The sequence below is a fragment of the Mesorhizobium sp. BHbdii genome (assembly GCF_053848045.1).
In genome coordinates this window covers 695555-709359 of the sequence record NZ_JBSPKX010000003.1, presented here as the reverse complement: position 1 = coordinate 709359, position 13805 = coordinate 695555, and the positions used below count along the sequence as shown (strand labels likewise).

Annotated in this window: 13 protein-coding genes; 5 read left to right on the top strand and 8 right to left on the bottom strand. The window is 61.9% G+C overall.

Annotated features, from left to right (window positions below):
* Window positions 1-52: 52 nt before the first annotated feature.
* The 6 genes from glnT to ACWTU8_RS20190 form a co-directional block, all read right to left on the bottom strand.
* Window positions 53-1360, bottom strand: a complete 1308-nt coding sequence (glnT, locus tag ACWTU8_RS20215; protein WP_455849535.1) for a type III glutamate--ammonia ligase — start codon at window positions 1358-1360, stop codon at window positions 53-55.
* A 42-nt stretch (window positions 1361-1402) separates the two neighbouring features.
* Window positions 1403-2731: an FMN-binding glutamate synthase family protein gene (locus ACWTU8_RS20210; protein WP_455849534.1), complete on the bottom strand. Its 1329-nt coding sequence runs from the start codon at window positions 2729-2731 to the stop codon at window positions 1403-1405.
* A 6-nt stretch (window positions 2732-2737) separates the two neighbouring features.
* Window positions 2738-3484, bottom strand: coding sequence for a GltB/FmdC/FwdC-like GXGXG domain-containing protein (locus tag ACWTU8_RS20205; RefSeq protein WP_455849533.1), 747 nt, complete (start codon window positions 3482-3484; stop codon window positions 2738-2740).
* Window positions 3485-3488: 4 nt separating this feature from the next.
* A complete protein-coding gene (locus ACWTU8_RS20200; RefSeq protein ID WP_029355349.1) occupies window positions 3489-4385 on the bottom strand; it encodes a class II glutamine amidotransferase in 897 nt (298 codons plus the stop codon).
* A gap of 131 nt (window positions 4386-4516) precedes the next feature.
* Window positions 4517-4735: a hypothetical protein gene (locus ACWTU8_RS20195; protein ID WP_455849532.1), complete on the bottom strand. Its 219-nt coding sequence runs from the start codon at window positions 4733-4735 to the stop codon at window positions 4517-4519.
* Window positions 4736-4757: 22 nt separating this feature from the next.
* Window positions 4758-6155 (bottom strand): ammonium transporter, encoded by a 1398-nt coding sequence (locus tag ACWTU8_RS20190; RefSeq protein ID WP_455849531.1) that lies wholly within the window; start codon window positions 6153-6155, stop codon window positions 4758-4760.
* Window positions 6156-6322: 167 nt separating this feature from the next.
* On the opposite strand from ACWTU8_RS20190, the gene ACWTU8_RS20185 reads away from it, so the two are divergent.
* Genes ACWTU8_RS20185 through ACWTU8_RS20170 form a run of 4 tightly spaced genes read left to right on the top strand, consistent with a single transcriptional unit; the run spans window position 6323 to window position 10079 of the window.
* Window positions 6323-7456, top strand: coding sequence for an aminomethyltransferase family protein (locus tag ACWTU8_RS20185; RefSeq protein ID WP_455849530.1), 1134 nt, complete (start codon window positions 6323-6325; stop codon window positions 7454-7456).
* 14 nt (window positions 7457-7470) lie between these two features.
* The gene (locus ACWTU8_RS20180) at window positions 7471-8067 is read left to right on the top strand and encodes a dimethylamine monooxygenase subunit DmmA family protein (protein WP_455849529.1); all 597 of its coding nucleotides are present in this window, start codon (window positions 7471-7473) and stop codon (window positions 8065-8067) included.
* A complete protein-coding gene (locus tag ACWTU8_RS20175; RefSeq protein WP_455849528.1) occupies window positions 8064-9029 on the top strand; it encodes a PDR/VanB family oxidoreductase in 966 nt (321 codons plus the stop codon). The genes ACWTU8_RS20180 and ACWTU8_RS20175 overlap by 4 nt, the downstream gene beginning before the upstream one ends.
* Window positions 9030-9038: 9 nt before the next feature.
* Window positions 9039-10079, top strand: coding sequence for a heme-dependent oxidative N-demethylase family protein (locus ACWTU8_RS20170; RefSeq protein WP_292074552.1), 1041 nt, complete (start codon window positions 9039-9041; stop codon window positions 10077-10079).
* Window positions 10080-10169: 90 nt separating this feature from the next.
* On the opposite strand, the gene ACWTU8_RS20165 is transcribed toward ACWTU8_RS20170, so the two are convergent.
* A complete protein-coding gene (locus ACWTU8_RS20165) occupies window positions 10170-10877 on the bottom strand; it encodes a helix-turn-helix domain-containing protein (RefSeq protein WP_455849527.1) in 708 nt (235 codons plus the stop codon).
* Between the two features lie 256 nt (window positions 10878-11133).
* On the opposite strand from ACWTU8_RS20165, the gene ACWTU8_RS20160 reads away from it, so the two are divergent.
* Window positions 11134-12492, top strand: a complete 1359-nt coding sequence (locus tag ACWTU8_RS20160) for an NAD(P)-binding domain-containing protein (RefSeq protein ID WP_455849526.1) — start codon at window positions 11134-11136, stop codon at window positions 12490-12492.
* Between the two features lie 185 nt (window positions 12493-12677).
* Here ACWTU8_RS20160 and ACWTU8_RS20155 read toward each other — a convergent pair whose 3' ends face one another.
* The gene (locus ACWTU8_RS20155) at window positions 12678-13703 is read right to left on the bottom strand and encodes a serine hydrolase domain-containing protein (protein WP_455849525.1); all 1026 of its coding nucleotides are present in this window, start codon (window positions 13701-13703) and stop codon (window positions 12678-12680) included.
* Between the last annotated feature and the right edge of the window lie 102 nt (window positions 13704-13805).

The window sequence follows — 13805 nt, the reverse complement described above, 5'->3', positions numbered from 1 at the left end:
TTGGCGCATCGGAATCATCCGAAAACCGCTTCACACTTTTCGGTCCGATGCTCTAGATATCCAGCGTGTGGTCACGCTCCCACTGGGTGAAGTGGGAAGCATAGGAATTCCATTCCTGGTGCTTGAGCTTTAGATAAGCCGACGAGAATTCCTCACCCAGCGCCGCCTTGAGCGATTTGTCATTGTCGAACTCGCGCAAAGCATCGAGCAGGTTGAGCGGCAGCTTCGGCGCGCCCTCCACCGTATGGCCGAACTGGTACATGTCGATGTCGTAGCGCCTGCCCGGATCGGCCTTCGAGCGGATGCCGTCGAGGCCGGCGGCGATGATGACGGCCTGCAGCAGATAAGGGTTTGCCGCGCCGTCGGGCAGGCGCAGCTCGAAACGGCCGGGGCCGGGCACGCGCACCATGTGGGTGCGGTTGTTGCCGGTCCAGGTCACCGAGTTCGGCGCCCAGGTGGCGCCCGAAATGGTGCGCGGCGCATTGATGCGCTTGTAGGAATTGACCGTCGGGTTGGTGATCGCAGCAAGTGCGGAGGCATGTTTCATGATGCCGCCGAGAAAATTCTTGCCCTTCGCCGACAGGCCGAGCTCCATGGCGTTGTCGGCAAAGACATTGGTCTTGCCGTCCTTGTCCCACACCGAGATATGGGCATGGCAGCCATTGCCGGTCAGGCCGGGGAACGGTTTTGGCATGAAGGTCGCGCGCAGGCCGTGCTTTTCGGCAACGGATTTCACCATGAACTTGAAGAAGGAATGCTTGTCGGCGGTCGCCAGCGCGTCGTCGAAGGCCCAGTTCATCTCGAACTGGCCGTTGGCGTCCTCATGGTCGTTCTGGTAGGGGCCCCAGCCGAGTGCCAGCATGTGGTCGCAGATCTCGGCGATGACATCGTAGCGGCGCATCACCGCCTGCTGGTCGTAGCAGGGCTTTGACGCCGTGTCGTATTCGTCGGAAATCGTCTTGCCGTCCGGCGAGATCAGGAAGAACTCGGCCTCGACGCCGGTCTTGACATGCATACCGTCGCCGGCCGCCTCGTCAATCAGCCGCCTCAGCGTGTTGCGCGGCGCTTGCTCGACCGATTTTTCGTCCATAATGCAATTGGCAGCAATCCAGGCGACTTCCGGCTTCCACGGCAGCTGGATGACCGAATCCGGATCCGGCACCGCCAGCATGTCTGGATGCGCCGGCGTCAGGTCGAGCCAGGTGGCAAAGCCGGCAAAGCCGGCACCGTCCTTCTGCATGTCGGCGATGGCTTGCGCCGGCACCAGCTTGGCGCGCTGCCCACCGAACAGGTCGGTGTAGGAAATCATGAAATATTTGACGCCGTTCTCTTTGGCAAAGGCGGCGAGATCGTTCCCCATTGTAGTTCCTCGCTTATGGCATTCTTGGTGGTTTGATATATCTTAGAAGCCGTTCTTCCCCGGTATCCAGTTGGTGCCGGCCAGCGGCACGCCGGCCATGGCGGCGGCTTCGATCGTCAGCGCGACAAGATCCTCGGGCTCGAGATTGTGCAGGCTGTTCTTGCCGCAGGCACGCGCGATCGTCTGCGCCTCCAGCGTCATCACCTTAAGATAATTCGCCAGCCGTCGGCCGGCCGCTATCGGATCGACCCGTTTCATTAGTTGGGGGTCTTGCGTGGTGATGCCGGCCGGGTCGCGCCCCTCATGCCAGTCGTCATAGGCGCCGGCGGTAGTGCCGAGCTCGTTATAGTCCGCCTCCCAGCGCGGATCGTTGTCGCCGAGTGCGACAAGTGCGGCCGTGCCGATCGACACCGCGTCGACGCCGAGCGCCAGCGCCTTGGCGACGTCGGCGCCATTGCGGATGCCGCCGGAGACGATCAGCTGCACCTTGCGGTGCATGCCGAGATCCTGCAGTGCCTGCACCGCCGGCCTGATGCAGGCAAGCGTCGGCTGGCCGACATTCTCGATGAACACTTCCTGGGTGGCGGCGGTGCCGCCCTGCATGCCGTCGATCACGACGACGTCGGCGCCTGACTTAACCGCAAGGGCTGTGTCGTAATAGGGCCGCGCGCCGCCGACCTTGACGTAGATCGGCTTTTCCCAGTCGGTGATTTCGCGCAGTTCAAGGATCTTGATTTCCAGATCGTCAGGCCCGGTCCAGTCGGGATGGCGCGAAGCCGAGCGCTGGTCGATACCCTTCGGCAGCGTGCGCATTTCGGCGACGCGGTCGGAGATCTTTTGGCCAAGCAGCATGCCGCCGCCGCCGGGCTTGGCGCCCTGGCCGACCACGATCTCGATAGCATCCGCCCGCCGCAAATCGCGCGGGTTCATGCCGTAACGCGATGGCAGATACTGGTAGACCAGCGTCTTGGAATGGCCACGCTCTTCCTCGGTCATGCCGCCGTCGCCGGTGGTCGTCGAGGTGCCCGACAGCGTCGCGCCGCGGCCGAGCGCTTCCTTCGCCGGGCCGGACAGCGACCCGAAACTCATGCCGGCGATGGTAATCGGGATTTTCAGCTCGATCGGCTTTTTCGCATGGCGCGAACCCAGCACCACGCTGGTGTCGCAGCGCTCGCGATAGCCTTCGAGCGGATAGCGCGAGATCGAGGCGCCGAGCACCAGCAGGTCGTCGAAATGCGGAAGCTTGCGCTTGGCGCCGGCGCCGCGAATATCATAGATGCCGGTCGCCGCCGCGCGGCGGATCTCGGAGAGCGTGTAGTCGTCGAAAGTCGCGGATTTGCGCGGCGTCGTCGGCGGGTTGCGATAGGTCATTGAGCCTCAATACGCGTCGGCGTTGTCGATGTTGAAATTGTAGAGCGTGCGCGCCGAGCCGTAACGCTTGAACTCCGCCGCCTTGACGCCGGTCGCGCCGGCACGGTCGAGAAGGCCCTGCAGGAGTTCCAGATGCTCTGGCCGCATCTCCTTGGCGATGCAGTCGGCGCCGAGGCTTTCGACCTTGCCGCGCACGAACAGCCGCGCCTCGTAGATGGAATCGCCGAGCGCGTCGCCGGCATCGCCCAGCACCACCAGATTGCCGGATTGCGCCATGAAGGCCGACATGTGGCCGATATTGCCGTGGACGACGATGTCGATGCCCTTCATCGAGATGCCGCAGCGCGACGACGCATTGCCCTCGATGACCAGCAGCCCGCCCCTGCCGGTGGCGCCGGCATACTGGCTGGCATCGCCTTTGACCGTTATCGAACCCGACATCATGTTTTCGCCGACGCCGGGTCCCGCCGAGCCATGCACGGTAATGGCGCTGCCGTCGTTCATGCCGCCGCAATAATAGCCGACGCTGCCGCGGACATCGATCGTGATCGGCTGGTCGACGCCGACGGCGACCGAATGGCTGCCTTTCGGGTTCAGCACTTCCCAGGCGGTCTCGTTCGAACCAGGGGTCAGATTGTGTAGCGCCTGGTTGAGCTCGCGCAGCGGCATTTCGGCCAGGTCGAAGACCGTCGACGCCCGACGCTGCTCATGGTCTTGCTCGCGGGTCGCCTTGGAGACGTTGATTGCCGGCATGAGCTCAATGCTCCCAGAAATAGACGGTTGCGGGCTCGGGCTCCCAGACCCTCGCATTGTCGATGCCGGGCAGCTTAGTGAGCGCGCGATATTCCGAGCCGAAGGCGACATACTGGTCGGTCTCGGCCATGACGGCAGGCTTGCAGGCGATCGGATCGCGCACCACGCCGAAGCCGTTCTTGGTGCCGACGACAAAGGTGAAGAAGCCGTCGAGGTCGCTCAGCGTGCCTTCCAGCGCCTCGCCGAGATTCTTGCCATGCGCCATCTGCGAGGAGAGATAGGCGGCCGCGACTTCGGTGTCGTTCTCGGTCTCGAATTTCATGCCTTCGCGGATCAGCTCGCGACGGACATTGTTGTGATTGGACAGGGAGCCGTTGTGCACCAGACACTGGTCGGCGCCGGTCGAGAACGGATGCGCGCCCATCGTCGTCACCGCCGATTCCGTCGCCATACGGGTGTGGCCGATGCCGTGCGTACCGGTCATGCTGCGCACGTCGAAGCGATCGACGACCGCTTCGGGCAAGCCGACCTCCTTGTAGATTTCGACGACATCGCCGGCGCCCATGATGCGGATATCGGGGCGCAACGCCTGGATGGCCTCGCGCACTTCATCGATCTTGTCGGGCGTGGTCCTGACGACCGCATGCGTCGATTTCACTGCGATGTTCACCGGCGTTCCGATCGCCCTGGCGAGTTCGGCGTCAAGGTTGCGGAAATCGTGCTCCGGCTTGGCCGACTGGATGGTGATCTTGGCCTCGTTGCCGGATGGCGCTCCATAGATGGCGATGCCGGCGCTGTCGGGACCGCGATCGCTGAGCGAGATCAGCATCTCCGAAAGCATCGAGCCGAGCCGGGGCTCGAGCGACTTGTCCTTCAAAAACAGTCCGACGATTCCGCACATGTCAGGCTCCCGAGATGAGGTATGATTTAGCTGCTACCAGCTTCATGAGTCGAATTCAACTCGTATGAAAGTTTTTTTCATCTTGGACAAGTCGTCTGGCGCAAATGACGCGCCAGACGACCGTCGGCGACTTAATGGCGGTCGATCGCCTTTCTCGTCTCATCTCCAGTGCGATCCGCAGCCATATCGGCCTCGATTTCAGCACTCTCGTGACGCGTCTGGAGGACGTGCCATCCGATCCAGAAGACGAGGGCGATGATCACCATCACGACTTCGGAACCCTGAAACGGGTAGATCGCGCCGACGTCCTTGAGGTCCACGGCCCAGCTTTCCATTCCATTGGTAGACATTGCGGTTCTCCTTGCCCGTTGACTATTTGATCATGGCTTTTTCGGCGGTTCCCACTTCGCGGACCGACGCCTCGAAAGCATGATTGAGGGCGAAGTCGACGCCCTCGAGTTCCACCTTCGCCGGTACGCGCAGGAGGTTCATGCTGTTGAGGATCTTGCAGACCACGAAAGTGGGGACGAAACCGAGCACGAACATCAGCACCGCACCAGCGAAATTGCCGAGCGGGTTGATGTGCGCGAAGCCCTCATAGGGCGAGGACGGCTGTCCCCACAGCATGAAGCCCGCCACCACGACCCCGAGGAATCCGCCATAACCGTGCACGGCGACGGCGCCGACCGCATCGTCGATCTTGAAGCGGCGTTCGACGAAATAGTGCAGGTTGTAGCAGATGGTCGGGACGATCGCGCCGATCAGCAGTGCCTGGATCGGGTGATAGAGGTCATTGCCGGCTGAGGCCGAGATAATGCCGCAAAGCCCCATCGAGAATGTCCAGAAGGGGTCGCCTTTAGAGACGATGTAGCCGGCCAGCATACCGCCCGACAGCGACATCAGGAAGTTGAAGGTGATCGCCGAGAGCGTGGTCGGCGCGAGATAGATGTTGGTCGCCGTCCAGGTCTCGCCGGTGATCTGGCCGGCAATCGTGGCCGGGCTGATCAGCGGAATGTTGCACGCGGCGTAGAAGCCCCAGAAGCCGGTGAAGATCAGGAACAGGCCGATCGTGACCAGCCACACATTGTGAGGTGGGATGTCGCGCGCCGTGCCATCGGGCCTGAACTTGCCGATGCGCGGACCCAACACGATGAGAAAGGCGAGTGCCGCTCCGCCCGCGATCGCGTGCACGACGCCCGATGCATAGGCATCATGATAGCCCCAGAGCTTCACCATCCAGCCTTGCGGATGCCAGCCCCAGGACGCGTCGAGGATCCACAGGACCGAACCGACCAGCACCGCGACGATCCAGAACGCACCCGAGCGCACGCGTTCTATGATCGAACCCGAGATGATCGACGCCGTCGTGATGGAGAACAGCAGGAAGGCGCCCCAGAACACGCCATTGAGGCGATGCCACAGCGCGGCATCGGTAGGGGTGACCCCCGTCTCGCCTGGATTGACACCGGAGAGGTGGGTGCCCATCAGCGGATTCCATGGTTCGGCAAATGGTGCGGTGACAAGTCCGCCGGCGATGCCCGGCCCATTGGGGAAACCGAAATAGATCCACCAGCCGAAGAAATAGAACGTGATCGTGACGAGCGGGATCGCCATCGCGTTCTTCATAAGCGTTTTCAGATGATTTCGCCGGCGCGACACGCCGACCTCGTACATGCAGAACCCGACATGGATCAGGAACATCATGACGATTGTCACCCAGTAATAGAATTCCGTGAAAATGGTCGTTAGAGCGTTGAGATTCCCTTCCATTTCATGTCCCCTCCGTTCAGTTGCGTTCCTTGCCTCTGAGTAAAACTTTTTGCATCTTAGTATTGCGCGCTTTTGGAGTTTTGAGTCAATATGGCGCGGACCGTCGCCGGGCCCTCAGTGCCCTTGGGCGGCGAAACACCGGCAATCGTGTGAGGAGAAGCAATTCCATGACCGCATCCTGGAGATTTTCGACCTTGGCGGATCGCCATCGTGCGCTCGGTTCGAAGCTCGAAGACTGGAGCGGGATGGGCACCGCCTGGACCTACGACAAGGACGCCGACGAGGAGTATGTCGCCATCCGCACCAAGGCCGGGCTGATGGATGTGTCGGGCCTGAAGAAGGTCCACATCACCGGGCCGCATGCCTCGCATCTGATCGACCTCGCGACGACGCGCGACGTGGAGAAGATCTATCCCGGCAAGTCGGCCTATGCCTGCATGCTGAACGAGGCCGGCAAGTTCACCGACGACTGCATTCTCTACCGCACCGGCCCGAATGCCTGGATGGTCGTGCACGGTTCGGGCACCGGCCACGAGGAGTTGCAGCGGGCCGCCATGGGCCGCGATGTATCACTGCGTTTCGACGACAATCTGCACGACCTTTCGCTGCAGGGGCCGATAGCCGTCGATTATCTGGCAAAGCATGTGCCGGGCATTCGCGACCTCAACTACTTCCACCACATGCAGACCCGGCTGTTCGGTTTTCCGGTGATGATCTCGCGCACCGGCTACACCGGCGAACGCGGCTACGAGATCTTCTGCCGTGGCCAGGATGCCGGCACGATCTGGGACACCATCCTCGACGAGGGCAAGAGCGCCGGCATCATCGCGTGCCGGTTCACCACGCTCGACATGCTGCGCGTCGAGAGCTATCTCTTGTTCTATCCCTATGACAATTCGCAGAAGTATCCGTTCGAGAACGAAGGCCCCGGCGACACACTGTGGGAGCTCGGCCTCGACTTCACAGTCAGCCCCGGCAAGACAGGCTTTCGCGGTGCCGAGGAGCACTACCGCCTCAAGGGCAAGGAGCGGTTCAAGATCTTCGGCGTGCTGCTCGAAGGCAAGGAGCCGGCAGACGAGGGCGCGCCGGTCTATCGCGACGGCAAAAAGGTCGGTGTGGTAACCTGCGCCATGTATTCGCCGCTGGTCAAGAAATCGATGGGCATTGCCCGGCTCGATGTCGACTGCGCCGTCCAGGGCACCAGGCTCGAGATCCGCAACCAGAGCGGCGCCATCAGCGCGACGGCTGAGCCGCTTCCCTTCGATGATCCGAAGAAGACCAAGCGCACGGCGAAAGGCTGAGGCATACTGAGAGAATGGCAGCGAAAAGCATCATCAGCCGGCCGGTCTACGGAACCCTGTCCCCGCAGCCCGGCAAGCACCATCTTTTCGTGGCGGATGCAGAAGGAGCGCTGGCCATAACAGACCTGGCCGCCAAGGCGCCCGATGGTTTCTTTGCCGATGCCCATATCATCTTCATCCCCGGCAATGACAGCAAGCATGTCGCCGCGCTCGAAGCGCTGAAGCCGGCGCAGTTCTACCAGGGGCCTTCCTTCGCCAGCGCCCTCCCGCGGCTGAAGCAGACGCTGGCCAACGCCCATATGGGCCTGCGTCTCTATCTCGCCGGCACCGAGGGGCTGATTGGCCAGGCCATGCAGGCGGCGCTCGAAGCCGGCATCGACCACACCTCCATCCAGACCGAGCACCGCGGCTCGCTGGCGCGCCGCATCCAATGCGTCCATTGCAAGGGCATCACCGAAAACGTGACGACGCAGCCTGCAACGTGTTCGCATTGTGGCCTGCTTCTTCTGGTACGCGATCACTATTCCAGGCGCCTCGCGGCATTCCAGGGCGTCTGCATCAATGCGGAAGACCGCAGCGAAATTCCTCCGCCGGAGGAGATCTTTCGATGAGCACCGGCACCACCAAGCTTGACGTCGTGGTGAGCGATGTCGTCCCGGTCAACGAATTGGTCACGCGCTTCCATTTCCGCCGGCGCGACGGGGAGCTTTTGCCGACATTTTCCGGCGGCGCCCATGTTGTGGTGGAGATGCGCGACGGCGAGCGGACGAGGCTCAACCCCTATTCGTTGATGGGCTCGCCGCTCGACACACGCGAATACACGATCTCGGTGCGCCGCGACGACGCCGGCCGCGGCGGCTCGCTGTTCATGCACAGGCATGTCAGGCCCGGCATGGAGATGGTGATCAGCTACCCGGTCAATCTGTTTTCGCTCGATCTGCGCGCCAGGAAGCATCTGATGCTGGCGGGAGGCATCGGCATCACGCCGTTCATGGCGCAGACCGCGCAGCTGGCAGCGGAAGGCGGCAATTTCGAGCTGCACTACACCTGCCGCACCGCCTCGCTTGGCACCTATGCCGATGTGCTCAGAGAGCGCTATGACCGCCGCGTCAGGCTCTATCACGACGACCGCGACGAGCGCATCGAGTTAGACCGGCTGCTGTCGTCACAGCCGCTCGGCACACATCTCTACGTCTGCGGCCCGTCCGGCATGATCGGCTGGGTGCGCGACCGCGCCGCTGCGCTGGGCTGGCCCACGGAAACCGTGCATTTCGAGCATTTTGCCGCCCCGCAGCCCGGCGCCCCCTTCGACGTGACGCTGGCGGTCAGCGGCAAGACAATCCGCGTCGGCGAGCAGCAGAGCCTGCTCGAGGCGATCGAGGCCGCCGGCGTCGATCCGCCCTATCTCTGCCGCGGCGGCGTCTGCGGCCAGTGCGAAACCAACGTCATCGCGCATGACGGCAAATTCATCCACAACGACCATTGGCTGAGCGAGGAAGAGCACCGTTGCGGCAAGAAGATCATGCCCTGCGTCTCGCGCTTCGAGGGCAGGTCGTTGGTGCTGGAAAGATAGGAGGCGAGCTTGGGAATCACCTTTCGCAAGGAAACATTCCGCGACGACTTCACGTTCAAAAACAGCCCGGAGCACATCAGGCGGTTTCCGTTCCCGTTCCACGAAGACAGCTACATGTATGCGGTCAATATCGAGCCGCATGTTCTGGGGCCGAAAGGCAGTGTGCTCGAAAACCTGATCGACGTCGACGAGCACTATGTCGCCGAGATGCAGGACCGCGCGCTGGTGCTGGCGGAAGACCCACTGCGCTGCCAGTCGCTGCCGCACATGACGCTGGCCGGCTGGGACCTGCTAGAGCTTCTAATGGAACAGCAGGCTTCAGGCTATCCCGAGCATTTCACGCTGACGCGCGACGGCGACCGCTGGCGCTGGATCAACCGGCCGCTCGGCATCGACGACAGCTTCACCTTCGGTGACGTGTCGACGCTGCCCTATGGGCCGATGGAATACATCACGCGGCAATCACAAGGCGATTTCTGCATCCTCGACCAGCGCGATGGCAATCTGTGGATGGATGCCGGCATGGTCACCACCCAGGCCGACTGGTCGCTCGACTTCGACATCGGCATGAACTTCTTCGAGTGGCACGCACCGGTGCCGCTGGCGCATGAGAAGGGCATATTCACCCGGGCGCTGAAATTCCTCACCAACATTCAGCAAGGCAAGCCGGCGCGGCGGCTGAACTGGACGATGACGATCAATCCGCGCCTCGACACCAGTCCGGAAAATTATCACAAATGGGGCCCGGACCGGGCGACGGTGACGCCCGAAAACGTTGGCGACAAGGTCCATCTGCGTGTCGAATTGCAGAGCTTCTGGCGGCTGCCGCGCTCGAACGGCATCGTCTTCCCGATCCGCTGCTACCTGATCAAGATGGATGAGCTGGTGACGCAGCCGAAATGGGCGCGGCGCCTGCACCGCGTCATCCGCGACCTTCCCGACGAGCTCGCCAATTACAAAGGCCTGACACGTTATCGGCCGACGCTGGTCGAGTGGTTATCGAAGCGGGATGATGGCAGCCCGACGAGCCCGGGGTTTGGGCCGGACTAAGTTTCTGCCTGCTATGTTTGTGCCGCCCCTCAAGCCCTGGGGGCGAGGAACCCACGCTGGAATGAGGCCCAGTCCTTCGCAGACGAACTCTCAACCCGCACTACTCTGCGGATAGCAGATGATCGAGAGATAGCGCATCGGCAGGACTGTCAGCACTTCCGGTCCGTGCGGCGCATCGGCGTCGAAGAACAGGCTGTCGCCGGGCTTCATCGGATAGAGATTGTTGCCGTGGCGGTAGGTAACCTCGCCTTCAAGCATGTAGAGGAACTCCATGCCTTCGTGCTGGAATGTCGGAAACACATCGGAATCTTCGGTCAGCGTGATCAGATAGGGTTCGACGACGACGCCGCTGGTGTTGGAGCCGATATGGCCGAGCAGATTGTACTGGTGGCCGGCACGCGTGCCGCGCCGCTCGACGTCGAGGCCTTCGCCGGCCTTGACGAAGACGGCGCTGCGCTCTTCCTCGAAACGGCGGAAGAAAGCGGTGACCGGAACACCGAGCGCCCGCGACAGTGCCTGCAAAGTGGTCAGCGACGGCGAAGTGATGCCGTTTTCGATCTTCGACAGCATGCCAAGCGAAATGTCTGTGGCAGCCGCAAGATCGGCGACGGTGATGCCAAGTTTTTTGCGAAACGCCCGCACCTCGCGGCCGATCGCGACCTCCAGGACCTTTTCGCGGGTGTCGCGAACGGCGTGCGGGTCCTGGGTCAGTGGCGTCCGGATCGTTGCCACCGCCTTCGGCGATGGCTTGGCCTTGGCGGCTGCCCCATTCCTGAAATTGGAAGCTTTCTTCGCCATCTCGCCACCCGGTTCTGCGGATTTATTTCACTCACGGTGAACATATTCGGTGCGGATACAGAGCGCAACCGCGACAGCAACCCACTTTATGTCGAACGGCGTGCTCTCCGGATTTCGGCCGTCGGCGGTTTTGCCGAAAATCCGGTCTGGGGAAACGTGGTTTCAGCACAAGGCCTGTTGACAGCATCGAAGGGGCAATTACTGTCCTGTCAGTGAAATTTGTTTCGTTAGGGAAATGAGACCGGGAGGGTTTGCAATGAAAAGTCGTGTTGCCGTCATTGGAGCCGGACCTTCCGGCATGGCCCAGCTTCGAGCCTTCAAGTCGGCTGCCGACAAGGGCGCGGATATTCCGGAAATCGTCTGCTTCGAAAAGCAGTCCGACTGGGGCGGCCTGTGGAATTACACCTGGCGCACCGGCCTCGACGAGCATGGCGACCCGGTGCATGGCTCGATGTACCGTTACCTCTGGTCGAACGGACCGAAGGAATGCCTCGAATTCGCCGACTATACGTTCGAGGAGCACTTTGGCCGTCCGATCGGCTCCTACCCGCCGCGCGCCGTGCTGTGGGACTACATCAAGGGCCGCGTCGAAAAATCCGGCGTGCGCCAATGGGTGCGCTTCAACAGCCCGGTGCGCATGGTGACCTTCTCCGACACGACGAAAAAGTTCACCGTCACCGCGCATGACCGCACCAACGACGTCACCTATTCGGAAGAGTTCGACAACGTCGTCGTCGCCTCGGGGCATTTTTCCGTGCCCAACGTGCCCTATTTCGAGGGCTTTTCGACCTTCAACGGCCGCATCCTGCACAGCCATGATTTCCGCGACGCCATGGAATTCAAGGACAAGGACATCCTGATCATCGGCCGCTCCTATTCGGCCGAGGATATCGGCTCGCAATGTTACAAGTACGGCGCCAAATCGATCACCTCCAGTTACCGCTCGAAGCCGATGGGCTTCAAATGGCCTGACAACTGGAAGGAAGTGCCGCTGCTGCAGAAGGTCGTCGGCAAGACCGCGCATTTCAAGGACGGCAGCACTAGGGATGTCGACGCCATAATCCTGTGCACCGGCTACCTCCACTCCTTCCCGTTCCTCACGGAGGATTTGAAGCTCAAGACCGCCAACCGCATGTGGCCGGATGGGCTCTACGAAGGCGTCGTCTGGGAGAAGAACCCGCGGCTGTTCTATATCGGCATGCAGGACCAGTTCTACACCTTCAACATGTTCGACGCGCAGGCCTGGTTCGCCCGCGACGTCATCATGGGCCGCATCAAGCTGCCTTCGGCAGAAGTGATGGCGGAACACGGCAGGAAATGGCGGGCGCGTGAGGAAACGCTGGAGGACGCCGAGCAGATGATCTGGTTCCAGGGCGACTACACCAAGGAATTGATGGATCAGACCGACTATCCCGGCTTCGAGGTCGAGGCTGTCAATCAGACCTTCATGGAGTGGGAACACCACAAGATGGAAAACATCATGGGCTTCCGCGACAATGCCTATCGCTCGCTGATGACCGGCACGATGGCGCCGCTGCACCATACGCCGTGGCTGCAGGCGATGGACGATTCGATGGAATCCTATCTGGAAGTGAAAGGGGTGGCGGCGGAGTAGCGACTTCCTCGCCGCACCGGGCTGCATGACAGCCTGCCCAGCTCGCAACCCATAGAACCCGTCAAATCCTCTGTGCAGAGGGTCTAAAGCGCGTCGCGTTTGGATGGGTTCATGCGACGCGCTTTAAGTTCTTTTTATGCATGTCGTTATCGCAAAAACCGCTGCGCGCTTTCGCGCGACATGCATCACTTGCTGCGAGCCTCGCGCACGTCTCTCGTCGCCTCAATGATCCGCTCGAGCAAGGCATGGAGATCGTCACGGTGGCCGCTGCGGCCGGCGGGGCCGTTTTCATCGGATGTCATGACTACGGTCAACGCGCGCCCGGGCACAACATAGACCATCTGCCCGCCATACCCCCACCCGTAGAAGACCGCTTCGCCCGCGATCTGACGGATGAACCAACCATAGCCATAACCGTCACCGGTGAAACGGGAGGCGGTGCGTGGCTGCCAGGAGAGCTTGATCCAATCGGCCGGCACGAGCTGCCGTCCGCCGCGGCTCACCCCGCCGTTGCGGTAGAGCTCGCCAAAGGCGAGCAGCGAGCGCGGGCTCATGGCCATCTGGTTGCCGCCGAGATAGATGCCCTGTGGGTCGCGGTCCCAGGCGGCGATGGAAAAGCCCTCCTGCGGCCCCAGCCATTCGCGTGCCAGTTCCAGGGTTGAGCGGCCGGTCCGCCGCGTCAGGATCGCCGAAAGGAGATGGGTCGAGCCGGTGGAATACAGCATGGTACCGCCCGGATCGTCGTCGAAGGGCATGGCGAGCGCTGCCCGCACCCAGTTATCGCTTGCCACCCAGCGTCCGTAGTTTGGGCCGGAGGTCCGACCCAGCCCTGCCTGCATGGAAAGCAGATGACCGATCGTAACCTGCTGGAGCCGCGGATCCACGTCGGCGGGCAGGTCGGCCTGAAGAAGCGGAGCGATCTTCTGGTCAGTGCCGTGGAGCACGCCCTTGTCGATGGCGATGCCGACGAGCGCGGAGATGATCGACTTGGAGGCCGATTTTATGTTGGCAGCACGTGCCGGAGAGTGGCCGCGATAGCCACGCTCCGCCACCAACGCGCCCTCATGCGCGATGACAACCGTGCGCAGCGGCGTCAAGTGCTCGGCCTCATCAAAGAGCTTTTCAAGCCGCTCCCCCAAGCCGTCCGCACCGTGAGCAGCGACGGAAAAGATGAGGAGAAAGGCTAAACTCACGGTGGGACGCTTCAGCATGAAACCAGCCTGGGACGCATTTCTGGCAATACAAAGGTGACGCGGGCTGGCAAAGACGTCTGCCTCGCACAAGATAGTCGGATAGGGCGCGTCCGGGGCAAG

Excerpts from the sequence above, each read along its gene's own strand:
- glnT (WP_455849535.1), bottom strand. The coding sequence starts at position 1,360 with ATGGGGAACGATCTCGCCGCCTTTGCCAAAGAGAACGGCGTCAAATAT.
- ACWTU8_RS20210 (WP_455849534.1), bottom strand. The coding sequence starts at position 2,731 with ATGACCTATCGCAACCCGCCGACGACGCCGCGCAAATCCGCGACTTTC.
- ACWTU8_RS20205 (WP_455849533.1), bottom strand. The coding sequence starts at position 3,484 with ATGCCGGCAATCAACGTCTCCAAGGCGACCCGCGAGCAAGACCATGAG.
- ACWTU8_RS20200 (WP_029355349.1), bottom strand. The coding sequence starts at position 4,385 with ATGTGCGGAATCGTCGGACTGTTTTTGAAGGACAAGTCGCTCGAGCCC.
- ACWTU8_RS20195 (WP_455849532.1), bottom strand. The coding sequence starts at position 4,735 with ATGTCTACCAATGGAATGGAAAGCTGGGCCGTGGACCTCAAGGACGTC.
- ACWTU8_RS20190 (WP_455849531.1), bottom strand. The coding sequence starts at position 6,155 with ATGGAAGGGAATCTCAACGCTCTAACGACCATTTTCACGGAATTCTAT.
- ACWTU8_RS20185 (WP_455849530.1), top strand. The coding sequence starts at position 6,323 with ATGACCGCATCCTGGAGATTTTCGACCTTGGCGGATCGCCATCGTGCG.
- ACWTU8_RS20180 (WP_455849529.1), top strand. The coding sequence starts at position 7,471 with ATGGCAGCGAAAAGCATCATCAGCCGGCCGGTCTACGGAACCCTGTCC.
- ACWTU8_RS20175 (WP_455849528.1), top strand. The coding sequence starts at position 8,064 with ATGAGCACCGGCACCACCAAGCTTGACGTCGTGGTGAGCGATGTCGTC.
- ACWTU8_RS20165 (WP_455849527.1), bottom strand. The coding sequence starts at position 10,877 with ATGGCGAAGAAAGCTTCCAATTTCAGGAATGGGGCAGCCGCCAAGGCC.
- ACWTU8_RS20160 (WP_455849526.1), top strand. The coding sequence starts at position 11,134 with ATGAAAAGTCGTGTTGCCGTCATTGGAGCCGGACCTTCCGGCATGGCC.
- ACWTU8_RS20155 (WP_455849525.1), bottom strand. The coding sequence starts at position 13,703 with ATGCTGAAGCGTCCCACCGTGAGTTTAGCCTTTCTCCTCATCTTTTCC.